Here is a 23,650-nt window from a genome sequence, read left to right on the forward strand (position 1 = left end):
GCTCACCCGCGGAGCGGCCGGGCCGCGTCGGTGATGGTCGACCATGGCGACGGGAGGCGCAGCTCCCGCGCCGACAGGGTGCGGCGCCAGTCGGTGACGACGAGCGTGGCGACGCGCCCGGCCACGAGCCACGCCATCAGCTCGAGGACGCCGCGCAGCGCACCGTCGGCGCCGGTGGTGACGGCGCGGATCGCCAGCAGCGCGCCGTGCGTCGGCAGGAAGGACAGCACGGCGGCGACGAACCCGGGGACGGTGGACACGACGCCCGCCGCGAGGGTCAGCACGAGCACCGCGGTCGAGACGATGCGGCCCGGCCGCCGCAGGGCCGCCACGACCGCCTGGTTCACCGCGTTGAACGCCAGCGCGCTCAGCAGCAGGACGCCCAGCAACGCGAACCACCCGCCGACCGCCAGACCGAGGACGGGGGCGATCAGCAGACCGAGCAGCGCCGCGGCGACGGCGGCGACCGTCGCGCCCGGCAGCGCGGCCCGCGCGACGATCCGCCACGTGCCGCCGCGCGCGGTGCGCACGTCCGGCGGGACGGCGGCGATCACCAGGTAGGTGGCCAGCGCGCACGACCACAGCGCCAGCACGAGGACGAACGCCGCGGCGGCCCGGCCGAAGTCGGGGATCCCGGTGGTGTCGGACGAGGCAGGCTCGGCGGCGACGGAGGCGAGATGGGCGCGCTCGGCGTCGGTGTAGCTGGGCACCTGGTCGCGGCCCTGCGCGAGCCCGGAGGCAAGGTCGGTGGCGCCGCCGTCGACCTGTGTCGCGCCGTCGGCGAGCCGGCCCGCGCCGGCGGCCAGCTCCCGCGCGCCACCGGTGGCCTGCCCGGCGCCGTCGGCCACGCCGGACGCACCGGTGGCGAGCTGAGCGGCTCCGGTGGCGAGCGTCGCGGTGCCCGTGGCGAGCTGGTCGGCCCCGGACGCGAGCTGCTGGGCACCCGTGTTGACCTGCGCCACCCCGGTGTTCAGCTCGCGCGCGCCCGAGGCGGCGCCGGCCAGACCGCCCGCGAGGTCCTTGACGCCCGCGGCCAGCTGCGCGTTGCCGTCGGCGACCTGTTCGGCGCCGCTCGCCAACGCCGCCACCGCCGTCTTCGCCTCGGCCGCCGCAGAGCGGATCTTCGTGAGCTCGCCGTCGATCGTCCCCGCGGAGGCGGCGACCCGGTCGGCCGCCTGGGTGAGCTCGGCGCAGAACGACGGCTGCCCGCCGCCGGCCTCGCACCGCGCGGCGAGCTCCCCGATCCGCTCGGCCGCGGAGGGCAGCGCGTCCACCGCGGCGATGACCCGGTCCGCGAGCGGGGCGACCGTGTCGGCGATCTGACGGTTGCCGGCGGCGACCTGACGCGCCCCGTCGGCGAGCTGCGCGGTGAGCTCAGGCAGGGAGGCGGTGTCCTCGGCGGCCTCGTCGAGGCCGTCGGCGAGCTGGGTCGAGCCGGTGACGAGCCGCTCGGTTCCGGTCGCGAGCCCGGCGGCTCCGTCGGACAGCCGCGACGCCGCCGTGCTCAGCCGCGCGGCGCCGCCCGCGAGCTCGTCCGCGCCGGTCGCGACGCGGCCCGAGCCCTCACCGAGCCGGCCGAGGCCGACGACGAGGGTGTCGCTGCCCCCCGAGAGCGCCGCCGCCCCGCTCGCGAGCTGGTCGGTGCCCTCGGCGAGCCCGCCCGCCCCGTCCGCGGCGTCGCCGAGCTGGGAGTGCAGTTCGGAGAAGCCGACGTAGATGTTCTCCAGGTAGGTCTGGACGACCTGCCGGTTCAGCGCCGCCAGCGTCGCCTGGGCGACCGCGTTGCTCGCGACCGGGTCGACGAGCCCGGCGTTGCGGGAGGTCTCGATCCGTACGAGGGCCCGCTTCGCGTCGAGCGGCTGGTCCGCGGCGGTCGAGGTGGTGCGCGCCGAGAAGTCCTCGGGGATGGTGACGACGGCGGCGTAGGTGCCGTCGGCGAGGCCGGCGTGGGCGTCGTCGGCGCTGGTGAGCACCCAGGTGTAGCCGTCGTCGCTCTCGGTGAGGTTCCCGGCGAGCTCGCGGCCGAGCGGGACGATCTGGCCGTTGACGGTGACGGGCTCGTCGTTGTTGACCACCGCCGCGGTGGCGGCGTCGTGGCGCTGAAGCGGGGACCAGAACGCCCAGGTCAGCAGCCCCGCGACGAGCAGCGGGACGAGGATGAGGCCGGTCCACGTCCGCCAGGTCAGCGGGTCGGAGGCGGTGGCCCGGGCGGACGGGGCGAAGGGGTTGCGCATCAGGCGACCTCGAGGGCGGGAACGGACAGGGCGATATCGGCGGCCCGGTGCACCGGCAGCACGTCCCGCAGCAGCGCGGGACTCTGGCAGGTGAAGACGACGGCGGTCGATGTCCCGGTGGCCTCGGCGAGCAGGTCGCGCAGTGCCCGGCGCTGCTCGACGCGGACCACCGTGTCGAGGTCGTCGAGCAGCACGAGCGGTGCGCCCTCGACGAGGGCGCGGCGGATCTCGCCCGCCGGGTCCGCGGTGTCCCGGCACGCGACGAGCGCGACCCGCGCGCGCACCGCGTGCCCGTGCTGGGGAAGCACCTTCCCGCAGACCTTGAGGTCTCCCTCGACCGTCGTGACCCGGCCCCCGAGCGCCGCGAGCAGCGCGGTCTTGCCGCACGGTCCGGAGCCGTGGATGCCGAGCACCTCCCCGGGCCCGAGGTGGATCTCGACACCGTCGAAGACGGCGCGGCCCCGGTCGTCGGCGACCCGCAGGTCGCGGGCGCTGACGACCTCGCGCGAGCCGGGGCCGGGCCAGTCGGCCAGCCGCAGCTCGTGCACGAGCGCGTCGCCCTCGGCGTCGAAGACCGGGAGCCTGCGGTCCAGCCACGCCGGCAGCCACCAGGCGCGGCGGCCGAGCAGTGCCAGCACCGCGGGAACCAGGGTCATGCGCACCACGAAGGCGTCGACGAAGACCCCGACGGCAAGGCTGAACGCGATCGGCTTGATGGTCGTGGTGCCCTCGGGCACGAACGACGCGAACACCACGAACATGATCAACGCGGCGGCGACGACGACCCGCGACACCGACACGAACCCGGACTCGATCGCCTCCTCGGGATCGCCGTTGTGGGCGTAGTGCTCGCGCATCCGGGAGACGAGGAAGACCTCGTAGTCCATGGCGAGACCGAACAGGACGCCCATCAGGATGATGGGCAGGAAGCTGATGACGCTGCCGGGCCGGGTGACGTGCAGCGCGTCGGCGAAATGCCCCTGCCCGAAGACGAAGGACGTGGCGCCGAACGCCGCGCCGACGCTCAGCAGGTACCCCGCGGTGGCCTTGATCGGGACCGTGATCGAGCGGAACACCATAGCCAGCAGCACGAGCGAGAGGCCCACGACGAGGATCCCGAACGGGAGCAGGGCGCGCCCGAGCTGCGCGGACACGTCGATGCCGACCGCGGTGATGCCGGTGACGGCGGTGTCGACGCCGTACCGCTCGCGGAGCCGCTCCTGCATCGAGCGCAGCTCCCGCACGAGCTCCGCGGTCTCGGCCGAGTCCGGGGCGGTCGTGGGCACGACCTGGACGATGCCGATATGGGCCTTCGGGTCGGGGATGGCTAGCGGGACCGACGCGACGCCGTCGACCGCCCTGATCTCGTCGGCGACGGCCTCGGTGATCCCGACCGGATCGGTGCTGGCCAGGATGTCGACGGTGACCAGCAGAGGACCGTTGTAGCCCGGCCCGAAATGCCGCGCCACCACGTCGTAGGTCTCCCGGGCGGGGCTGCCCTCGGCCTGAGTTCCGTTGTCGGGCAGGGCGAGCCGCAGGTCGGCCGCCGGGAGCGTGCACAGCCCCAGGCCTGCGACCACGACGAGGACGGTGACCAGCGGAGCTCTGGTCACCAGGCGCACCCACCGCAGGCCGAGCGGCGGGCGGGCCCGGCCGTGGCGACGCGGCCACAGGCGCAGCCGACGCCGGCGGGCCGGGCGCGGACGCAGGCGGGCGCCGACGAAGGCCAGCAGGGCGGGAACCAACGTGACGGCGACGAGCACCCCGATGCTGACGCCGAGGGCGGCGGCGATACCCATCGTGGTGAGGAAGGGGATCCGGGCGACGGCGAGGCCGAGCAGCGCGATGAGGACCGTCAACCCGGCGAAGACGACGGCGGAACCCGCGGTCGCGACCGCGCGGGCGATGGACTCCTCGACGTCGAGCCCCTCCGCGAGCTGGTCGCGGTGCCGCGACAGGATGAACAACGCGTAGTCGATGCCGACGGCGAGCCCGAGCATCACCGCGAGCATCGGGGCCGTCGACGAGATCGGGACGACCGCGGTGGCCGCGTAGATGAGGCCCGCGGCCACGCCGACCCCCACGACCGCGGTGAGCAGCGGCAGGCCCGCGGCGAGGAACGACCGGAAGAGCACCACCAGCACGACGAGCGCGACGACCAGGCCGAGGATCTCGGTCGCACCGAGCGACGGCACGAGCTCGGCGAAGGCGTCCCCACCGGCGTGGACACGCGCGCCGCCGCCGAGCTGCGCCTGCAGGTCGCGCGCGATGCCGGTGAGGGCGTCGCGGGTCGCCTGGGTGACCTCGGCCTGTTTGACCTCGAGCGGCACCGGGATCCAGGCCGCCCGGCCGTCGGGCGAGACGGCGTCGCGCGCGTGCTCGCCGAACGGGTCGACGACCGCAGCGACCTGGTCGACCCGCTCGATCCGCCCGGCCGCGGCGTGGACGGTCGCGGTGGCGGCGGGCGTGTCCACCCGCGCGCCCTCCGGCACGACCACGACCAGCTGTGCCGAGGCGCCGCTGAGCTCCGGGAAGACGCGCCCGAGGTAGTCGAGGGCGTCCTGGGACTCGGAGCCGGGGATGGCGAAGGCGTCGTCGGTTCCGCGGCCGAGACCCGCGGCGGCGCCACCGACCGCGCAGAGCAGCGCGATCCACAGGGCCAGCACGGCCGCACGCCTGTGCGCGGCCGTCCGCCCGAGGCGGTAGAGGACTGAGGACACGAGCGAGCTCCCGGAGCGGCTGGACTTGATACAGACCGTATCGGAATACACTATGTATCGGATGCAGGATGTATCCGTTACGCTCGGGGCACCACAGCGAAGGACACGACATGCGCCTGCAACCGGAGCCCGGCACCACGGCGGCCGAGCCGGCCGACGGGGCGGCACCGGGCCGCACCACCCGGCGACGCGCCGACACCCGGCGGCGGCTGATCGAGGCGGCGTACGAGGTGTTCGCCGAACGCGGAATCGCCGACGCCCCCGTCGAGGCCATCTGCGAACGCGCCGGGTTCACCAGGGGCGCCTTCTACTCCAACTTCGACAGCAAGGAGGCGCTGTTCCTCGCCGTCGACGAGGAGCAGACCGAGCGCCGCCTGCGACGGCTCACCGCCCTCGTCGAGAAGGTGATGCACCACAACGAGATCCGCGACGAAGCCGCGCTGCGCGAGGCCATCGCCGAGGTCGCCAGCCTGTTCATGGAGCCGATCGCCGACCCGGAGTGGTACCTGCTGACCAGCGAGTTCCACGCCCATGCACTGCGTCAACCCGCGCTGCGCGCGCAGGTCGCGACGATGCAGGATCGGCTCTGCGACGCCTTCGGCCAGGCGTTGGTCGCCGCGCTCGACCGGCTCGGGCTGGTCCTGACCGTGCCGCCGCGCGACGCCGTCGTCGTCATGAGCGGGATATACGAGGCGGTGCTGCGGCAGGCCGCGTTCGAGGGCGAGCAGCTCTCGCGCGACAACCGGTACCTCACCCAGCTGCTGCCGCAGCTGTTGACCGCGCTGGTCGCCTGGCCGGAGCGGGTCGAGGGGCAGGTCCGCTGAGAGGCCACGGCGCCCTCGCCCGCTGTGCTCGATGACCGCCGTCGACATCGATCCGCATTTGCGACCTGTTCCGGCCACCTGTCTTGCAGGAGCGGATCGGAATATGCTCCTGGCGCAGGATGTGGCTGAAGATCCCACCCGCCGGATAGGCTTGTGCTGTGACGCCAACGGAGCTGGGCCTTCCCGCCATGCGGCAGGCCACCACACGAGACCCGGCTCGGCCGGACGATCCCCGGCTCATCGATCGGTACGGCCGAGTAGCAACCGACCTGCGCATCTCGCTGACCGACCGGTGCAACCTGCGGTGCTCCTACTGCATGCCCGAAGAGGGCCTGGACTGGATGGACCGGGCCGATCAGCTCACCGATGACGAGCTCATCCGGCTGATCCGGATCGCCGTCACCGACCTCGGCGTCAACGAGCTGCGCTTCACCGGCGGCGAACCGCTGCTGCGCCGCGGCCTCGAGGAGATCATCGCCGCGTCCGCGGCGCTCGACCCGCGCCCGGATATCTCGCTGACGACCAACGGCGTCGGCCTCGCCCGGCGCGCCAAGGCACTGGCGGACGCCGGGGTCAACCGGCTCAACGTCTCCATGGACACCCTGCGTCGCGAGCGGTTCGCCACCATCACCCACCGCGACCGGCTCGCCGACGTCCTCGACGGCCTGGCCGCCGCCCGTGCCGCGGGCCTCGAACCCGTAAAGATCAACTCCGTGCTGCTGCGCGGGGTGAACGACGACGAGGCCGTCGATCTGCTCCGGTTCGCCATCGACAACGGCTACGAGCTGCGCTTCATCGAGCAGATGCCGCTCGACGCCCAGCACAGCTGGCAGCGCGCTGAGATGATCACCGCCGGAGAGATCATGGAGATGCTGCGCACCGCCTTCTCCTTGGAACCCGACCGGGCCGAGCGCGGCGGCGCGCCGGCCGAGCGCTGGCTCGTCGACGGTGGCCCTGCCGCCGTCGGCGTGATCGCCTCGGTCACCCGTCCCTTCTGCGGCGCCTGCGACCGCACCCGGCTGACCGCCGACGGCCAGGTCCGCTCCTGCCTGTTCGCCCGCACCGAGACCGACCTGCGCGCGCTCGTCCGCGGCGGGGTCTCCGACGCCGAGATCGCCGATCTCTGGCGCGATGCGATGTGGGGCAAGCTCCCCGGCCACGGCATCGACGACCCCGGCTTCCTGCAGCCCGACCGCCCGATGAGTTCCATCGGCGGCTAGGCCGACGAAAGACTCATCGATGACTCCGACCACGACCGGCACCGTCACGGTCCGCTACTACGCGGCGGCGCGCGCGGCCGCCGGGATCGACGACGAGCCGGTGGCGCTGGCCGCCGGCAGCACGCTCGCCGATCTGCTCGCCGCGCTCCGCGAGCGGCACGGCGCCGAGTTCGCCACCGTGCTGAGCCGCTGCAGCTACCTGCTCGACGAGGTCGCGGTGCACGACCACGGCGTCGTCCTGCCCGATGGGGCGACGCTGGACATCCTCCCGCCCTTCGCCGGCGGCTAACCTCCCCTGTGAGCGTTGAGCTGCTGGGCGAGCGATGAGTACGCGGCCCGGATTCCGTCTCCTCTTGCGTGAGCACGACGGTTCAGTTGCTAGGGGTGGCGGTGCCGGCCGCAGTCGCGGGTGCGGCGGCGATCGGGCTGGCCAACGCCACCCAGTCCACCGCAACGAAACAGGTTCCGCGCGGGGAGATCCTCGATCCGCACCTGCTCTGGGACCTGATGAGCAACCGGACCTGGCTCGTCGGCATCGCGGCGACGGTCGCGGGGCTCGGCCTGCAACTGCTCGCCCTCGGGTTCGGTCCGCTGCTGCTGGTCCAGCTGCTGCTGGTGGTCGCGCTGCTGTTCACCGCGATGTTCACCGCCTGGCTGCGGGGCGATCGGCTGGAGCGGCCGGTGCTGGTCGGCGCGTCGCTGTGCGTGGCGGGGCTCGGTGCGTTCCTGCTGCTTGCGAGGCCGAGCGCAGCCGGCGAGAAGCCCATCGAGGGCCTGCTCATGATCCCGGCGGCGGTGCTGCTGGCCGGTTTGGTGGCCGGCTGCCTCGCGCTCGCGCGCCGTGGGACACATATGACGCGGGTGCTGGCCCTGGCACTGGCCACCGGGGTGCTGTACGGGGTGACCGCCGGGTTGATGAAGCTCGTGTCGGGGCAGTTCCTGGCGGGTCCGGCCGACCCCCTCGGCCACTGGGCGCTCTACGTCGCCCTGCTGACGGGCGTGACCGGCTTCCTGCTGTCGCAGAACACCTTTCAGGCAGGCCGCCACGTCGCCCCGGCCGTCGCGGTGATCACGATCGTGGATCCGCTGGTCGCGATCGGCCTCGGCATCGTCTGGTTCGGCGAGACCATCACCGTCACCCCCGCGGTGCTGGCCGGCGAGGTGCTCGCCGCGGCCGTCGTCGTCGCCGGGATCGTGATACTGGCCCGCCACACCGAGCGGCCGGTCAGCTCCGAGGAGGACGTCGACGTTCCGCGGCCGACGGTACAACCGTGCTACACGCCGACGCGCTGCGAGACCCTCTGCGCGGCGCGGTCGACGTAGTCACCGCGGGTCGGTCGGCAGACCGGCGAGTTCCCGGTAGCTCGGCCATTCCCCGGCCGTGGTCCGCACCGTCACCGCGGCCAGCATCGCGTGGGCGATCGCGCGGCTCACGACGTCCGCCGCCGCCGCCTGCAGCGCGTAGAGTCCGGCGGGCTCGGGCGCCGGCCGCTCGCCGGTGGCGAGTCCGAACACGGTGTCGCCGTCCATGACCGTATGCACCGGCCAGAGCGCGCGGGCGAGGCCGTCGTGGCCCATCGCCGCGAGCCGGGCGCAGCCGGCCTTGTCCAGCGTGACGTCGGTGGCGACGACCCCGAGTGTCGTGGCGGTCCCGAGCCGGAGCCCGTGGCCCGCCGCCTCGCGCAGCGCCGCCAGCCCGGACGGCCCGGGGTTCACGGCGGGGAACTCACCGGAGAACCCCGATCGGGCACCGAGCAGCCCCCCGGTCGCGGGGTCGGCCACCGACCCGGCCGCGTTGACGACCACCAGCGCGGCGACCGTGGCGCCATCGCCGAGCACGGCGCTGGCCGTCCCGACCCCGCCCTTGAGCCCACCGGCGACGGCACCGGTCCCGGCCCCCACGACGCCCTGTGCGACCGGGCCCGGTGACGCGGCATCGAAGGCGGCGGCACCGAGGTCGGCTCCCGGCCGGGCCGTGAAGTCCCCGCCGCGGCCGAGGTCGAAGATCACGGCGGCGGGCACGATCGGCACGACCTCACCGGCCGCGAGCCCGACCGGGAAGCCGACCCCCTCCTCCTCGAGCCGTCGCATCACCCCGTCGACGGCGGCGAGTCCGTAGGCGCTACCCCCGGTCAGGACGAGGGCGTGGGCCCGCTGGATGGTATTGCGCGGGTCGAGCAGGTCTGTCTCCCGGGTGCCGGGCGCGGCGCCCCGCACGTCGACCCCTGCGATGGCCCCGCTCTCGGGGGCGAGCACGACGGTGGTTCCGCTGAGCGCGCCGTCCCGCGAGAGGGCGGCATGCCCGACCCGAAGGCCGGGAACATCGGTCAGATCGTTGCGCGGACCGGGCTTCATTTCCCCACTTCACGAGGCGCGGTGAGTGCGTAACAGTGTTAGAACACTGTTACGCACTCACGGGTCAGCGGGACCTGCTGCGACGGATCAGCAGGATGATCAGCAGCAGCAGTGCGCCACCGATCACCGGGGCGAGCCGCTTGAGCACCGGAGCACCCGCGGTGTCCAGCAGATCGATCGCCTCGACCTCGCTGCGCACCGGGCCGGTGGGCTTGACCTCGGCGGGCTTGACCTCGGCGGGCTTCGCCTCGGCAGCACCGTTGGTCGCCGGCTCCGCGGCCACCGCCGGGGCCTTGTCCCCGAGCTTCTCGGTCAGGCACGAGGCGAACTGGCCGATGATCTTCTCACTGACGTCGGAGATCACCCCGCGGCCGAACTGGGCGGGCCGTCCGGTGATGGTCAGGTCGGTGACCATGGTGACCTCGGTCTTGTCCGGGCCGTCGGCCTGCATCGTCCCGGTCACCTTGGCGTTCGCGGTGCCGTTGCCGCGAGCGTCGCGCCCGTTGGCGTCGATGACCACCTCGTGTTTGGCGTCGTCGCGCGAGACGTAGGTGCCCTTGCCCTTGTAGGTCAAGGAGATCGGCCCGAGCTTGACCTTCACGGTCCCGGTGAACGCGTCGCTCTCGTAGGAGTCCAGCGTCGCGCCCGGGAAGCACGGCGCCACGGTCTCCGGGTTGTTCAGCGCCGCCCACGCCTCCTCGATGGGCGCGGCGATCGTGAACTTGTTCTCTAGTTGCATGCGTACTGCCTCCTCGTTGGGGCCGCTCCCCACCATCCGGGCGGGAGGGGGCCAAATGCCGTGGACGCCTGCCCGACAGCCCGGGCAGGCGTCCACGAACGACGCTCTCGTGATCCTTCTCAGCCTGCGGCGGCGAGCACCGCCCGACCGGTCAGCACCCTGGCCAGATGCTCACGGTAGTCGGCGGCGGCGTCGGCGTCACTCGGCGCGTCCGTACCCTCGGTCGCGTGCTCGGCGGCGGCCCGCACGGCGTCCGCGGTGGCCGCCTGCCCGACGAGCGCCTGCTCCACCCCGGTGGCGCGAACCGGCGTCGAACTCATGTTCGCCAGCCCGACCCTGGCCTCCGAGATCGTCCCGCCGTCGATCTTGAGAGCGGCCGCCACGGCGACCATCGACCAGGCCTGGGCGGTCCGGTTGAACTTCTCGTAGTGGCTGCCCCAGCCCGTGTACTTCGGGAACCGCACCTGGGTGAGGATCTCGTTCTCCCCGATGGCGGTCGTGAAGTAGTCGACGAAGAACTCCGACGCCGGCACCGTGCGGCTGCCGCCGGAACCGGCGATGACGAACTCCGCATCCAGCGCCAGCGCGACGGGGCCGAGGTCGCCGGCCGGGTCGGCGTGCGCCAGCGCGCCACCGAGGGTGCCGCGGTGGCGCACCTGCCGGTCGGCCACGGTCTCGGTGGCCTGGCCGAGCAGGGCGACGTGCCGCTGGACGAGCTCGTTGCGCATCACGTCGTGGTGCGCCGCCATCGCCCCGATGGCGATCATGTCCCCGTCCTCGCCGATCTGGCGCAGTTCGGCGAGGCCGCCGAGGTCGACCACCAGCGACGGCGCGGCGAGCCGCAGCCGCAGCACCGGCAGCAGGCTCTGGCCGCCGGCCAGGACCTTGGCGTCCTCCCCGCCCTGCTGCAGCGCCGAGACCGCCTCCTCGACGGTCGAGGGCCGGACGTAGTCGAACTTCGCGGGGATCACTTGGCTCCTCCTTGAGCGTCCTGGATCGCGCGCCAGACGCGCTGCGCGGTGCACGGCATCTCCACCTGCTTGACGCCGAGGTGCCGGATGGCGTCGAGGACGCCGTTGACGATCGCCGGGGTGGAGGCGATCGTGCCCGCCTCGCCGACGCCCTTCACCCCGAGCGGGTTGCTCGTCGCCGGGGTCTCGGTCCGGTCGGTGGTGAAGCTCGGCAGATCGGCGGCCGAGGGCAGGGTGTAGTCGACGAAGGTGCCGTTGACCAGCGTGCCCTGCTCGTCGTAGTTGGCCTCCTCGAACAGCGCCTGGGCGATGCCCTGGGCGAGGCCGCCGTGCACCTGCCCCTCGACGATCAGCGGGTTCACCACGCTGCCGACGTCGTCGACGCAGACGTACTTGCGGATGCTCACCCGGCCGGTCTCGGTGTCGACCTCCATCGCCGCGAGGTGGGTGCCGTGCGGGAAGGAGAAGTTCTCCGGGTCGAAGGTGTACTCCGAGTCCAGCGACGGCTCGATGCCCTCCGGGAAGTTGTGCGACAGGAACGTCGCGAACACGACCTCCTGGATCGAGACGCCCTTGTCGGTGCCCTTGACCGAGAACCGGCCCGCCTGGAACTCGATGTCGCCCTCGGCGGCCTCAAGCAGGTGCGCGGCCACCTTCGTGGCCTTCTCGATCACCCGGTCGGCGCATTTGACCACGGCGGTGCCGCCGACGGGCAGCGAGCGCGAGCCGTAGGTGTCCATCCCCTTGGGCGAGACCTGGGTGTCGCCGTGCAGCACCTCGACGTCCTCGAACGGCACGCCGAGCCGGTCGGCGACGATCTGGCTCCACGCCGTCTCGTGGCCCTGCCCGTGCGCCGACGAACCGGTGACGACCTCGACCTTGCCGGTGGGCAGCATGCGGATGGCCGCGTGTTCCCAGCCGCCCGCGCCCGCGCCGAGCGCACCGAGCAGCCGCGACGGCGCCAGCCCGCACATCTCGGTGAACACCGAGACGCCGATACCCAGCTGCACTGGGTCGTTCGAGCGCCGCCGCTCCTCCTGCTCGCGCCGCAACCCGGCGTAGTCGAACAGCGCCGTGGCCTTCTCGGTGGCGGCCTCGTAGTTGCCCGAGTCGTAGGTCAGGCCACCGGCGTTGGTGAACGGGAACTCGGTGTTCTTGATCCAGTTCTGCTCGCGCAGCTCCAGCGGGTCGCGCCCGAGCTCGGTGGCGAGCTCCTCCATGATCCGCTCGACGGCGAACGTGGCCTCCGGACGCCCGGCGCCGCGGTAGGCGTCGGTGGGTGTCTTGTTCGTGAACACGTCGGTGCACACGAACGCATACGACGGGAACTTGTAGATCGCCGGGCCGATGAACGCCCCGAAGACGGGGACCGCCGGGGTGAACAGGCCGAAGTACGCGCCCATGTCCGCGGTCAGCTCGATCTTGAGCGCGGTGACGGTGCCGTCCCGCTTCGCCGCGACCGTGACGTCCTGGATCTGGTCGCGCCCGTGGTGGCCGGACAGCATCGACTCGGACCGGGTCTCGGTCCACTTCACCGGCTTGGCCATCCGACGGGCCACCAGCGTGCTGAGGATCTCCTCCGGGGTGACCTGCAGCTTGCCGCCGAACCCGCCGCCCACGTCGGGGGCGATGACGCGCAGCTTGTGCTCGGGCAGCCCGAGGCTGACCCCCAGCATCGTGCGCAGCACGTGCGGGACCTGCGTCGACGACCACATCGTCAGCTGCTCGCCGGTGGGGTCCACGACGACAGAGCGCGGCTCCATGAACGCCGGGATCAGCCGCTGCTGACGCCAGCGACGCTTGACCACGATCGAGTCGGGGTCGGCCTCGGCGGCGGCGATCGCCTCGTCCGCGGTCGGGCCGGTGGTCGCCCCCGCCGCCACGGAGTCGAACGGGAAGGTGACCCACTTGTTGCTGCCGAAGTCGGGGTGGATCACCGTGGCGTCGCCGAGCGCCTCCTCCATGTCCAGCACGGGCGGCAGGTCGTCGTAGTCGACCTCGACGAGCTCGGTGGCGTCCTTCGCGGTGGCGGCGTCGCGGGCGACGACGACGGCCACGATCTCACCGGCGAACCGGACGGTGTCGACGGCGATCGAGACGTGCCGCGGCGGCGTGGCCTCGGCGTTGATCGGCCAGGCGCACGGGATGGCGGACTGCTCGGCGTCGAGGTCGGTGCCGGAATAGACGGCGACGACGCCGGTCAGCTGCTTCGCCGCGTCGACGTTGATGCCCGTGATCCGGGCGTGCGCGACCGGGCTGCGCACCATCGCGATGTGCAACATCCCGTTGAGCGTGATGTTGTCGGTCCACCGGGTGCGTCCGGTGATCAGGCGCGCGTCCTCCTTGCGGATGCGCGCCCTGCCGAGCTCTCGTGCGGTGGGTTCGGCGGTCGTCGTCATGTCAGTTTCCTCCCGCGACCGGAGCCGGCGCTTCGGCGGGACGTTCGGCACCGGGCTGCATCGCCTTGGCCGCGCTCTGCACCGCCCGAACGATGTTCTGGTAGCCGGTGCAGCGGCAGAGGTTGCCCTCGATGCCCTCCCGGACCTCCTGCTCGTCGGGGTCGGGGTTGTCCCCGAGCAGGTCGACCGCGGCCATGATCATGCCCGGCGTGCAGTAGCCGCACTGCAGCGCGTGGCACTCGTTGAACGCCTTCTGGACCGGGTGCAGTTCGCCGTCACGGGCCAGGCCCTCGATGGTGAGCACCTCGCCGCCGTCGGCCTGCACCGCCAGCACAGAACAGGACTTCACACTCCGGCCGTTGAGGTGGACGGTACAAGCGCCGCAGTTGCTGGTGTCGCAACCGACGACGGTCCCGGTCTTACCCAGCCGCTCCCTCAGGTAGTACACCAACAGCATTCGGGGCTCGACATCGTCGGCGTACTCGACGCCGTCGACGGTGACCCGGACCTGTGCCATGAGAAAACCTCACTCCTCAACCGCGACCGACAACGTCGGTGTGCGCAGGGTTCTCGGGGATCCTCCGAGGCACGGCCACGACTGCACCCCGGGACTGCCACCACGCTGTGGCAGCGCGCACATCACACCGCCGATCTTGCGACCATGCAAGGGTGTGGGCAACTCGTCGCAGCGCCTCCGGTGAGGACATTCCGACGCACGCCGGATGGGCCCGGAACGATGTCCGCCGTTGCGGGTAGCCCCACGTTTTTCTCCCGCTCCTGCGGATACGCAAGATCCAGAGGTTCACCTATTTGGACTAGTCCCTACGGGCGGTGGAACCTGCCGAAACGCCACCTCGACCCCGGACGACCGGACCGGGACGGGCAAGCGCCCGTCCCGGTCGGAGTTTCGCGGCGCGCCCACGTCACTCCTCGGCGCGATCGGCGTCGCTGCGCTCGACCTTCTCCGGAAAGCCCGGTCGGCCCGGCACCAGATGCTCGGGATCGGGCACGTCGGGATCCTCGTTCGGCCCGCCCTTCGGCGGGTGCATCTCCGGCATCCCGGCCGGGTTGACGACCTCGTCCTGCCGCTTCTCATCAGCCATCGGAACTACCTCCTCGGATGTGCTCCGATATGGCTTCCCGCTCGGCCGGCGGCTAACCCTCGCCGCTGGGCGCCGCGGGCCGCAACGGGGCGGTCGTGCGGTGGCGCCACGCCCCCCACCACAGGCCCGCCCCGTAGGCCAGATCGTCCAGCCGATGGGCGAGCAGGTACCCGGGCAGGCCGGGGCGCGCCGGCGCGTGGTCGCGGTGGCGCCACCAGTCGGCGACCCCTTCGGCGAGCGCCGCCGCGGCCACCGCACGCCGGGCTCGCGCCGAGAACAGGCAGGCGAACAGGGCAGCCGGCCAGAAGTGCCTGGTGAGCGCCGAGCCCGCCTGCCCGACCGCGCCCGCGAGGCCCAACCCGGTGAGCCACGCGGCGCAGCGCCGCGGATGTGTCAGCCGGAAGAGTTTGCGGGACAAGCGCTCGGCCGCCACCCCCATGATCACCGCCGCGAGCGCGGTGGCCCGGCCGCGCTGGCAGGCCAGCAGTGTGCATACCGCCGCCGACCACGGCGAGAGCACCATCGGCGGCACCGCACCCGGGTGCCGGAGCGCCAGTGGCGCGGCGCCGGTGCCGTAGAACGCCTTGCGCCGCAACCAGGCCCCGAACGTGGCGCGGTGGTCGTGCGCGACACCGGCGGCCGGCTCGTAGCGCAGCCGCCACCCCGCGGCGTGCATCCGCAGCACCAGATCGACGTCCTCGGCGACATGCATCCGCTCGTCGAAGCCGAGACCCGCCGCGATGCGCCGCACCAGGATCGCCGCGCTGGGCACATAGGCCACCCGGGAGCGCGGGACCACCGCCGCCGGTTTCAGACCCATGTCCAATGAGGACCGGACGGCCTCGTAGCGGCCCAGCCACGTCCGCACCGGACCCAGCGCGACGATCCGCGGCGCGACCAGGCCCACCGCCGGATCCGCGAAGGCGGCCAGCAGGGGTTCCAGCCAGCCCGGTTGCGGTACGACGTCGGAGTCGAGGAAGGCGACGATGTCGGTGGCGGCCGCGGCGAGCCCGGCGTTGCGGGCCGCGGCCGGGCCCCGCGGGCGGGTGTGTCGCAGCAGCCTGGCACCCACGGCCTGCGCGACGGCGGCCACCGCGGCCGGGTCGGCCGACCCGTCGTCGACGACGATGACGCCCGGCCCCGACGGTAGGGCGGCCAGCAGCCGGGCGAGCCCGTCGGTCCGGTCCTTGACCGGGACGACGACGGTGACATCGGCGGGTCCGGGTGCCGGCAGTCGCGGGCCGTCCGGACGGTTCGCGGGATGAGCCATTCCGATGTCGAGCAGGCGGCGGGCCAGTGCGGCCGACGTCGGGTCCGTGACGGTCAGCGCATCGCGGCAGGCCAGCAGGTCGCGGGCCTTGGGGGCGAGGTGCACCAGCCGCGGCGGCGCCCCGCCGAGCAGCGCGGCACCGCCGTCGAGGACCCGGGTGCGCCGCTCGAGGGTCACCCGGAACCCGGCCGGCAGCTGGGTGTCCGATGGTCGCTGTGCCTGCCTCACCCGGGGATCGTGCCATTCGGCCCGTGCGCGGCGAGGACCGCCATGGCAGTACTTTCACTCGCGACCTGGCAGGCTCGCCGTTGTGCCCCCCCGTTTCTTCGACGGCCCCGTCCTGCCCCGCTACGGTGATCGCTCGCTCGCCGAGGTCCTGCCCGCGCTGCTGTCCGCGCTCGGGGTGCACGGGCCCGCGGTCGGTCCGGCCCTGCCACCGGTGCGGGCGGCCTGCCTGCTGCTCATCGACGGCCTGGGCTCCCAGATGTTGCAGACCTACGCCGCCGACGCCCCGTTCCTCGCCGGACTGCCCGACGCCGGACCGCTCACGGCGGGCTTCCCGTCCAGCACCTCGATCAGCCTGACGTCGCTGGGCACCGGACTGCCGCCGGGCGCGCACGGGATCGTCGGGATCACGTTCAACCCCGGTGACGACGCGCTTCTCGACTCGCTGCGCTGGACCCGGCAGGCGAACGGCAAGGCGGTCGACCAGCGCGAGCTGCTCCCGCCGGAACAGGTCCAGCCGATGCCCACCGCACTGGAGCGGGCCGCGGCCGACGGGGTGGCTGTGACCATCGCCGCACCGCGCTACCAGCGCGGCTCGGGGCTGACCCGAGCCGCGCTGCGCGGCGGAGAGTTCCGCAGCGTGCACGCGCTCGGCGACCTCGCCGCGGCGGCGGTCGATGCGCTGACCGGGCCCGGCAGGCGGCTCTGCTACGCCTACCACGCCGATCTCGACTCGCTCGGCCATTTGCACGGTCCAGGCACCCCACCGTGGCGCTGGCAGCTGCGCCAGATCGACCTGCTGGCCGCCACGATCGCGGAGCAGCTGCCCTCCGATGGCCTGCTCGCCATCACCGGCGACCACGGGATGGTGCCGGTGACCGTCACCTATGACGCGGACACCGACGAGCGGCTGCGAACAGGAGTCCGGTTGCTCGGTGGCGACGCCCGGGCCCGGCACGTGTATGCCGACGCCGGTGCGGCCGCGGAGGTGCTCGCCACCTGGCAGGAGATCCTCGGCGGCGACGCCTGGGTGGTGCCCGGCGAGCAGGCCGTGGCCGAGGGATGGTTCGGACCGTTGGCCGCCCATGTGCCGCCGCGCATCGGCGACGTGGTGGTCGCCCTGCGCGGGACCGCCGCGGTGATCCGGACCCACGCCGAGCCGCTGATCTCGACGATGCCCGGGCAGCACGGTTCCCTGACCGCCGAGGAGCAGCTCGTCCCGCTACTACTGGCCGCTGCTCCCTGACGCCACCTCCGCGCGCGAGTCGGGGTATCTCGTCCTCTCACGTACCGGCCCCCGAGCCGGCTCCACCGGTCCTCTCCTCCTGAACGTCGGCCGGTTGCTCCGACACACCCATCTCCCCGGGCGCAGGACGGTCCTCGTCGAGCAGCCCACCCGACGATCCGCTCGCGGGTGCGGGTTGTCCGGCGCGGCCGTCCAGCTGCTCGGACAGATACCGCAGCACGACCGCCGCCGCGGCGACGATGGGCACCGAGAGGAACGCACCGGCGATGCCGTAGAGCGTGCCGCCCGCGGCCACGGCGAGCAGTACGACCGCGGCGTGCAGTTGCACGCTGCGGGACTGCAGGATCGGCTGCAGGACGTTGCCCTCGAGCTGCTGCACCGCGACGACGATGGCCAGCACGATGAGAGCGGCGGTGAACCCGTTGCTCACCAAGGCGACGAGCACGGCGAGCGCCCCCGCGACGAACGCGCCGACGATCGGCACGAAACCGCCGAGAAACGTGATCACGGCCAGCGGCAACGCCAGCGGAACCCCGACGATCACCAGGCCGACCCCGATGAACACGGCGTCGATCATCGCGACGATCGCCTGGGTGTGGATGAACCCCACGAGGGTGCGCCAGATGCGGACTGCGACCTCGGAGAGATGCGACCCGGCCGTCGGGCCGACGATACCGCGCAGCCACGGGAGGAAGTGGGGGCCGTCCTTGATGAACAGGAACGCGAGCACCAGCGCAAGCACCCCGGTCACGACGCCGGAGGTGACGGCGCCGACGCCGGTGAGCACACCGGAGGCGATCGACGAGACGCTCTGTTGCAGCTGCCGGGTCACGGACGACAGGGCGTCGTCCAGCTGGCTCTGCCCGAGGTTCAGCGGTGGCCCGACCAACCACTCGCGGATTCGCTCGAGGCCGCTGGACGCGCCGGCCGCGATCTCGTTGAAGCTGCCCGCGATGGACACCGTGACCAGCGTGATCACGCCGCCGAGCACGATCAGGCCGGTGAGCAGCACCGCGGCGGCGGCGAGCGCGGGCGGCCAGCGGTGCCGGCGCAGGAAGGCGGCCGGCGGCCACAGCACAGTGGTGATCAGCAACCCCAGCAGCACGGGCAGCACGATCACCCACAGCTGGGCGCCGAGCCAGAAGATGAGCGCGGCGCCGAGGGCGATCAGGATGAGCCGCAGACTCCATCGCGATGTGTGCGACACCGCGCGGCCGATCGCGGAGCCGCGATCCCCGAGGCGGACGTTCACCATGGCCACATGTCGCTCCCATTCACTACCCATGACCGCCCGCAGGGCGACTCCGAGTCACTACGGACGCGGATTCGTGCAGGCCCGCCGGCCACCCGACGCGGCGTTCACGGTACTGATGCCGTCGGACGCTACCGGTGCGTCCGGCCGCTGTCGGTGAGCACGCGCCGCACCTCGCTTCTGGCGGCTTCGACGGCGTCCTCATCGGATTCCACGATCTCCGTGATCACGGCGGTGTGGCCGGACGGGATCGCCCGGGCGAGGTGGGCGAGGGCGAGTTCCTCGTGCGACGGGACGGCGGAGGTTACATCGATGCCGACGTTCGATACCATGATCGTCCTGCGACCACAGACCGCGACTCGGTCGCGGAAATACCCCGACTCGCGGGGGTGGGGTTAGGGGCGGAGGCGGCCGTCCTCGGTGGGGCACCAGGCGCGGATGGCCGCGACGACGGCGTCCGCGGTGGCGCCCAGTAGGGCCTGGCCCTCCTGGGCGCTGGCACCGGTCGGGTCACCGAGCACGCCATTGGGACTCACCGCGGCCACCCCGCCGTCGCGCATCGCGGGGAGCAGCTCACGCAGCGGCGCGGTATTGCCGGCGACCGCGTGCTCGGCCCGGACAGCGTCCGGATCCAGCGCCAGCATCAGCGACGTCTCGGTGCGCCCGGCGTGGGCGTCGCCGTCGAATCCCGGTGCGACACACGGAACCCAGGCGGCGTCCCGGCCCTCGTCGCGCAGCAGCCGCACGACCTCGACAAGGGTGGGCACGTTGCCGCCGTGACCGTTGAGCAGCACCAGCCGCCCGGCCCACCGGCACGCCGAGCGGCCGAGCTCGACCAGCAGCAGCCGCAGCGCCGCATGCCCGATCGAAACCGTCCCGGCGAAGCCCTCGTGCTCCCCCGCAGCCCCGTAGGCGACCGCGGGGGCGACGACGAGCGCGGGTTCCCGGGCGAGCACCAGGGCCGCGACGGCCGCGGCGATCCGGACGTCCGTGTGCAGGGGCAGGTGCGCTCCGTGCTGCTCGACCGATCCGACCGGGACGACGAGCGTCGGCCGGACGCTGTCGAGATCGGACCAGGTCAGCTCCTGCAGCAGCGGCACCCCACGACCCTAGAGCGACTCCGCCACCCGATGCCCCTCGGCCACGGCCGCGTGCATCCGCCGCGGGGCCAGGCAGTCGCCGACCCGATACACCGCAAACCCACTGTCCCGCAATGCATGCCACAGCGTGTCCTCGGGTTCCGGAGGCACCGCGCAGACCACCCAGTCGCGAACCTCCTCGCGGATCGTCCCGGTGGGGTGGTGCAGCACCCGCAGGACCACACCGCCACCGGACCGGGGGGCGGCGCCGAGCACGACCCGATCGGGGCTCAGCGTGATTCCGGCGGAGTGCGCGCGGACGTGGAACAGCTCCATGTCGAGCGTGAGGCCGAGGTCCTGGCCCACCACCATGCCCGGCGTCGCGATCTCCACCGCGGCGCCGCGGGCGGCGAGCAGTTCCGCCACCGAGGTGGCCTGGTGGAAGCCGAGCTCGTCGTAGACGAGGACCGAGCCCGACGGTGCCGCCCAGCCGCCCAGCACGGCGTGGACGTCGACGACCCGGTCGAGCCCGGCGGCCCAGTCCGGCGCGGCGGGCCGGGCCCCGGTCGCGAGCACGACGACGTCGGGTTGCTGGTCGCGCACGTACCCGGCGTCCACCTCGGCCCCGGCGCGGATCCCCACACCCAGCCGGCTGCATTCGGTCAGCAGGCTCGTGACGACGCCGAGCAGCTCGCCGCGGCCCGGTGCGGCGGCGGCGACGCGCACCTGGCCGCCCGGCTCGGCGGCGCGCTCGCAGAGCACGACGCGGTGCCCCCGCCGGGCCGCGCTGACCGCGGCCTGCAACCCGGCGGGCCCTCCGCCCACGACGAGCACCCGCCGCCCCCGCACGGTCGGCGCCGGCACCGGGATCGCCTCGCGGCCCGCCCTCGGGTTCACCGCACACCCCAGCCGGCGGTTGAGGCCCACCCGGCCGACGCACTCCTGGTTGCACCCGACACAGACGCGCACATCGGTCCCGGTCCGGCCCTTGGCCGTGAACTCCGGGTCGGCGATCTGCCCGCGCACGACCCCGACCAGGTCGCAGTGCCCCTCCGCCAGCGCCCGCTCGGCCTGCGCCGGGGTGGTGAACCGGCCGATCCCGACCACCGGAAGCCGCACCGCGCGTCGGATGGCCGACGGGATATGCAGCGCATAGCCCTTCGGGACGTGCATCGACGCTTCGATCATGTAGAGGCTCGCGGTGGCAACGCCGATCGAGGTGTTGAGATAGTCGATCCCGCCGTGCGCCTCCAGCAACCGCGCGAGCGCGACCGCCTCGTCGAGCTCGATTCCGCCTTCGATGAGCTCGTCGCCGCAGACCCGAACCCCCAGAACCCGTTCGGGTCCGATCGCGTCGCGCACGACGTCGACGATCTCCAGCAGGAGCCGGGCCCGGCGGGTCGGCGAGCCGCCGTAGCAGTCGGTGCGCCGGTTCGTCGCCGGGGAAAGAAACCCCCGGATGATCGACGCATGTGAGCATTGCAGCTCGACGCCGTCGAAACCGCCCGCGACGCAGTGCCCGGCGACCCGGCCGTACCCGGCGACGATCTGGCGGATCTCCGCCGCGGTGACGGCCTTGGGGACCTCGCGGAACATTGGGTCGGGCACCGGTGAGGGCGCCCATACCGGCTGCCGGGAGTACATCCCCGAGGACTGGCCGCCGTTGTGGTTGAGCTGGGCGAGGATCGGGACGCCGTGCGCGTGCACGGCCTCGGTGATCCGGCGGTAGCCGGGGATCACGGCGGGATCGAACCCGTGGATCAGCTTCTCGTACGGTCGGTCGGTCGGGTGCGTGGAATGTTCCTCGGTGATGATCAGCCCGGCACCGCCGGCGGCCCGCGCCGCATAGTAGGCGACGTGCTGCGCGCTGGGCCGCCCTTCGGTGGCGTAGCCGGTCAGATGCGCGGCGAACACGATGCGGTTGCGCAGGGTCAGGGGGCCGAGTTTCATGGGCGAAGCCCCCGTGAGCGCGAAGTAGCGCTCCAACACGACTTCGCGCTCACGGGGCCGAAGGCCACCCGGCGTCCTTCGAGCACCGCCTCGTAGACGCTCCGCGGGGCGACGCAGTCTCCCGCCCGCGGCAGATGCGGGCGCGCGAGCCACAGGGCGTCCTCGGGCAGCCGGTACCCGCAGTCGATCAACACCGCGCAGTCGATCTCGCGACGCTCACGGGTCCAGACGTGCTCGAGCCGCGCCCGGCCGCCGCCCACCGAACGCAGCGTGCAGCGCAGCTCGCGGGCCACCCCGGCCCGCTGCAGCCGGGTGTTGGCGGCGGCGAGATCGCCGGTGCGGGTGAGCTGGGTGCCGGCCACCTGGTCGGGGGTGATGAGCGCGGTCGGCCATCCCGCCGCGACGACCTGTTCGGCGACGCCGACCCCGGTCCAGTCCCCGACGGGGTCGTGCACGACGACGGCGCCCTCGGGTAACCGGGCGAGCGCGGCCGCAGTCGAACCGGCGTGCAGGACGGACCGTTCGAACTCCGCCGCGGTCAGCACGACGGTCCCGGCGGCCGCGGCGAAGCCGAGCGGGCCCGGTCGCGACCCCGTCGCCAGCACCACAGCGACGCCGGACCGCGCGGCCGAGTCGAGCCCGGCCTCGGTGATCTCCACGCCGACGTCGACCTCGACACCGAGCCGGGCCAGCTCGCGTTCCCACCACGGGATGAGCAGACCCATCCGGGCCCGTCCGCCCACCGCCGCGGCCGGCCGCAACGCCCCACCCAGCCGGGCCGAGCGTTCCACGAGCCGCACCCGGTGCCCGCGCAACGCCGCGACCCGGGCCGCCTCCAGCCCGGCGGGCCCGCCGCCGACGACGAGCACCTCGCGCGGGCGGGGGTCCCGACCCTCGACCGGCGGGTCCTCGGTCTCGTGACCGGATCGCGGCTCGGCCTCGTCGGAGACGATCGGGTTGCGCGGGTCGCGCACCATGCTGTGCTGGTTGGACAGCGTGCACGGGCGCACCCGCTCGGGCGTACCGGCCCGTACGAACGCGACGAGATCCGGATCGGCGATCTGCGCGCGGGTCATCTCGACCAGGTCGGCGGTGCCCTCGTCCAGGGCGGCCTGGGCCATCGCCGGATCGGCGACGCTGCCCTGCAGCACCACCGGCACCGACCCGTCGACGGCCGTCCGGACGCCCGCGCACAACGCCCGGTTGAACCCGGGCTCGGTGTGCAGGTCGGGCCGGGTCGCCGAGACGGACATGCCCGAGCCGCGGACCGGCACGAGGTAGTCGATCGATCCGGCAACCGCGGCGGCGACCTCGGCGGCGGACACGGGGGTGATGCCCGCCCACGGGGCGAGCTCGTCGGCGCACAGCCGCAGGCCGAGCACTCGGTCGGGGCCGAGCGCCGCGCGGACGGCGGCCAGCACCTCGTGCAGCAGCCGTGCGCGGTCGGCTCCGTAGTCGTCGGTGCGCCGGTTGGTCAGCCCGGAGAGGAACTGCCGCAGCAGCGAGTGCTGCCCGGCGTTGACCTCGACCCCGTCCAGGTCGGCCCGTACCACCGCCGCCGCGGCGGCGGCGAACCCGGCCACCAGCGCGTCGATCTCGGGCTGCTCCAGTTCCATCGGGACCTCGCGGCTGACCACGTCGGCGATTCGCGACGGTCCCCACAGCGCCTGCTGCCCGTATGCGGATGAGCCCTGTGCACCGGCGTGACCGAGTCCGGCCAGCACGAGCGCTCCGTGCGGCCGGCAGGCCCGCACGATCTCGGCCCATCCGGACCCGGCGTCGGTGGCCAGCGGAGCGCGCTCGTAGGGCCAGTCGCTCTCGTGCACCGACGCGATCTCGGTGACGATCACGCCGGCGCCGCCGGCCGCTCGCCGCGCGTAGTAGGCGACGTGCCGGGCGGAGAACGCGCGGCGCCGGGCCAGATTGGTCTCGTGCGGTCCGAAGAGGACTCGACTCTGCGCGATCCGGCCGCGCAGCTGCACCGACGCGGTGAGAGCCACCGACATCCCGCTCACGGCTCGGCGATGATCGCCGTTCGGGGCCGGGCCGCCGCGCCCACCGCG

Annotated in this window: 19 protein-coding genes; 5 read left to right on the forward strand and 14 right to left on the reverse strand. The window is 73.2% G+C overall.

Going from position 1 to position 23,650, the window contains the following annotated elements; genetic code table 11:
• Positions 1 to 2: 2 nt before the first annotated feature.
• Together G567_RS27490 and G567_RS0108090 are read right to left on the reverse strand one after the other, a co-directional pair.
• Positions 3 to 2,234, reverse strand: coding sequence for a YhgE/Pip domain-containing protein (locus tag G567_RS27490; protein WP_051232567.1), 2,232 nt, complete (start codon positions 2,232 to 2,234; stop codon positions 3 to 5).
• A complete protein-coding gene (locus tag G567_RS0108090) occupies positions 2,234 to 4,954 on the reverse strand; it encodes an MMPL family transporter (RefSeq protein ID WP_028929592.1) in 2,721 nt (906 codons plus the stop codon). The genes G567_RS27490 and G567_RS0108090 overlap by 1 nt, the downstream gene beginning before the upstream one ends.
• Positions 4,955 to 5,064: 110 nt before the next feature.
• Between G567_RS0108090 and G567_RS27495 the strand changes: the two genes are divergently transcribed.
• From G567_RS27495 to G567_RS27500, 4 genes are all read left to right on the forward strand, one after another.
• Positions 5,065 to 5,778: a TetR/AcrR family transcriptional regulator gene (locus G567_RS27495; protein WP_084795966.1), complete on the forward strand. Its 714-nt coding sequence runs from the start codon at positions 5,065 to 5,067 to the stop codon at positions 5,776 to 5,778.
• A 158-nt stretch (positions 5,779 to 5,936) separates the two neighbouring features.
• Positions 5,937 to 6,998 (forward strand): GTP 3',8-cyclase MoaA, encoded by a 1,062-nt coding sequence (moaA, locus tag G567_RS0108100; RefSeq protein WP_245585581.1) that lies wholly within the window; start codon positions 5,937 to 5,939, stop codon positions 6,996 to 6,998.
• A 19-nt stretch (positions 6,999 to 7,017) separates the two neighbouring features.
• On the forward strand, positions 7,018 to 7,287 hold the full coding sequence (locus G567_RS0108105; protein ID WP_028929594.1) for a MoaD/ThiS family protein: 270 nt from the start codon (positions 7,018 to 7,020) through the stop codon (positions 7,285 to 7,287).
• Positions 7,288 to 7,355: 68 nt separating this feature from the next.
• Positions 7,356 to 8,321 carry a DMT family transporter gene (locus G567_RS27500; RefSeq protein WP_245585582.1) on the forward strand — a complete coding sequence of 322 codons (966 nt, stop codon included), beginning with the start codon at positions 7,356 to 7,358 and terminating at the stop codon, positions 8,319 to 8,321.
• On the opposite strand, the gene G567_RS0108115 is transcribed toward G567_RS27500, so the two are convergent.
• The 7 genes from G567_RS0108115 to mftF form a co-directional block, all read right to left on the reverse strand.
• Positions 8,322 to 9,353: a P1 family peptidase gene (locus tag G567_RS0108115; protein WP_028929595.1), complete on the reverse strand. Its 1,032-nt coding sequence runs from the start codon at positions 9,351 to 9,353 to the stop codon at positions 8,322 to 8,324. It abuts the gene before it with no gap.
• A 64-nt stretch (positions 9,354 to 9,417) separates the two neighbouring features.
• The gene (locus G567_RS0108120) at positions 9,418 to 10,092 is read right to left on the reverse strand and encodes an SRPBCC family protein (protein WP_028929596.1); all 675 of its coding nucleotides are present in this window, start codon (positions 10,090 to 10,092) and stop codon (positions 9,418 to 9,420) included.
• Positions 10,093 to 10,211: 119 nt separating this feature from the next.
• Positions 10,212 to 11,063, reverse strand: coding sequence for an FAD binding domain-containing protein (locus tag G567_RS0108125; RefSeq protein WP_028929597.1), 852 nt, complete (start codon positions 11,061 to 11,063; stop codon positions 10,212 to 10,214).
• On the reverse strand, positions 11,060 to 13,462 hold the full coding sequence (locus tag G567_RS0108130) for a xanthine dehydrogenase family protein molybdopterin-binding subunit (RefSeq protein ID WP_028929598.1): 2,403 nt from the start codon (positions 13,460 to 13,462) through the stop codon (positions 11,060 to 11,062). Before G567_RS0108130 ends, G567_RS0108125 begins: the two co-directional genes overlap by 4 nt.
• 1 nt (position 13,463) lies before the next feature.
• Positions 13,464 to 13,979 carry a (2Fe-2S)-binding protein gene (locus G567_RS0108135; RefSeq protein WP_028929599.1) on the reverse strand — a complete coding sequence of 172 codons (516 nt, stop codon included), beginning with the start codon at positions 13,977 to 13,979 and terminating at the stop codon, positions 13,464 to 13,466.
• Positions 13,980 to 14,385: 406 nt separating this feature from the next.
• The gene (locus G567_RS27505; protein WP_037056316.1) at positions 14,386 to 14,565 is read right to left on the reverse strand and encodes a hypothetical protein; all 180 of its coding nucleotides are present in this window, start codon (positions 14,563 to 14,565) and stop codon (positions 14,386 to 14,388) included.
• Between the two features lie 52 nt (positions 14,566 to 14,617).
• On the reverse strand, positions 14,618 to 16,063 hold the full coding sequence (mftF, locus tag G567_RS0108145) for a mycofactocin biosynthesis glycosyltransferase MftF (protein ID WP_028929600.1): 1,446 nt from the start codon (positions 16,061 to 16,063) through the stop codon (positions 14,618 to 14,620).
• 82 nt (positions 16,064 to 16,145) lie between these two features.
• Here mftF and G567_RS0108150 point away from each other — a divergent pair, with 82 nt between their 5' ends.
• The gene (locus tag G567_RS0108150; RefSeq protein WP_037056319.1) at positions 16,146 to 17,306 is read left to right on the forward strand and encodes an alkaline phosphatase family protein; all 1,161 of its coding nucleotides are present in this window, start codon (positions 16,146 to 16,148) and stop codon (positions 17,304 to 17,306) included.
• 37 nt (positions 17,307 to 17,343) lie between these two features.
• On the opposite strand, the gene G567_RS27510 is transcribed toward G567_RS0108150, so the two are convergent.
• From G567_RS27510 to G567_RS27515, 5 genes are all read right to left on the reverse strand, one after another.
• Positions 17,344 to 18,561 (reverse strand): AI-2E family transporter, encoded by a 1,218-nt coding sequence (locus tag G567_RS27510; RefSeq protein ID WP_147200937.1) that lies wholly within the window; start codon positions 18,559 to 18,561, stop codon positions 17,344 to 17,346.
• A gap of 128 nt (positions 18,562 to 18,689) precedes the next feature.
• Entirely contained in the window at positions 18,690 to 18,890 is a 201-nt protein-coding gene (locus tag G567_RS0108160; RefSeq protein ID WP_028929602.1) for a hypothetical protein, read from the reverse strand.
• Positions 18,891 to 18,953: 63 nt separating this feature from the next.
• Positions 18,954 to 19,658: a mycofactocin biosynthesis peptidyl-dipeptidase MftE gene (gene mftE, locus G567_RS0108165; protein WP_051232572.1), complete on the reverse strand. Its 705-nt coding sequence runs from the start codon at positions 19,656 to 19,658 to the stop codon at positions 18,954 to 18,956.
• Between the two features lie 9 nt (positions 19,659 to 19,667).
• The gene (locus G567_RS0108170; protein WP_051232615.1) at positions 19,668 to 21,587 is read right to left on the reverse strand and encodes a mycofactocin system FadH/OYE family oxidoreductase 2; all 1,920 of its coding nucleotides are present in this window, start codon (positions 21,585 to 21,587) and stop codon (positions 19,668 to 19,670) included.
• Complete coding sequence (locus tag G567_RS27515; protein ID WP_051232573.1) at positions 21,584 to 23,593, reverse strand: mycofactocin system FadH/OYE family oxidoreductase 1; 2,010 nt, start codon at positions 23,591 to 23,593, stop codon at positions 21,584 to 21,586. The genes G567_RS0108170 and G567_RS27515 overlap by 4 nt, the downstream gene beginning before the upstream one ends.
• Positions 23,594 to 23,650: the final 57 nt, after the last annotated feature.

It is taken from the genome of Pseudonocardia asaccharolytica DSM 44247 = NBRC 16224, assembly GCF_000423625.1.
Lineage (GTDB): Bacteria > Actinomycetota > Actinomycetes > Mycobacteriales > Pseudonocardiaceae > Pseudonocardia > Pseudonocardia asaccharolytica.

Coding starts and splice junctions, on each gene's coding strand:
- G567_RS27490 (WP_051232567.1), bottom strand. CDS start 2,234: ATGCGCAACCCCTTCGCCCCGTCCGCCCGGGCCACCGCCTCCGACCCG.
- G567_RS27495 (WP_084795966.1), top strand. CDS start 5,065: ATGCGCCTGCAACCGGAGCCCGGCACCACGGCGGCCGAGCCGGCCGAC.
- G567_RS0108105 (WP_028929594.1), top strand. CDS start 7,018: ATGACTCCGACCACGACCGGCACCGTCACGGTCCGCTACTACGCGGCG.
- G567_RS0108115 (WP_028929595.1), bottom strand. CDS start 9,353: ATGAAGCCCGGTCCGCGCAACGATCTGACCGATGTTCCCGGCCTTCGG.
- G567_RS0108120 (WP_028929596.1), bottom strand. CDS start 10,092: ATGCAACTAGAGAACAAGTTCACGATCGCCGCGCCCATCGAGGAGGCG.
- G567_RS0108130 (WP_028929598.1), bottom strand. CDS start 13,462: ATGACGACGACCGCCGAACCCACCGCACGAGAGCTCGGCAGGGCGCGC.
- G567_RS0108135 (WP_028929599.1), bottom strand. CDS start 13,979: ATGGCACAGGTCCGGGTCACCGTCGACGGCGTCGAGTACGCCGACGAT.
- G567_RS27505 (WP_037056316.1), bottom strand. CDS start 14,565: ATGGCTGATGAGAAGCGGCAGGACGAGGTCGTCAACCCGGCCGGGATG.
- G567_RS27510 (WP_147200937.1), bottom strand. CDS start 18,561: ATGGTGAACGTCCGCCTCGGGGATCGCGGCTCCGCGATCGGCCGCGCG.
- G567_RS0108160 (WP_028929602.1), bottom strand. CDS start 18,890: ATGGTATCGAACGTCGGCATCGATGTAACCTCCGCCGTCCCGTCGCAC.
- G567_RS0108170 (WP_051232615.1), bottom strand. CDS start 21,587: ATGAAACTCGGCCCCCTGACCCTGCGCAACCGCATCGTGTTCGCCGCG.
- G567_RS27515 (WP_051232573.1), bottom strand. CDS start 23,593: ATGTCGGTGGCTCTCACCGCGTCGGTGCAGCTGCGCGGCCGGATCGCG.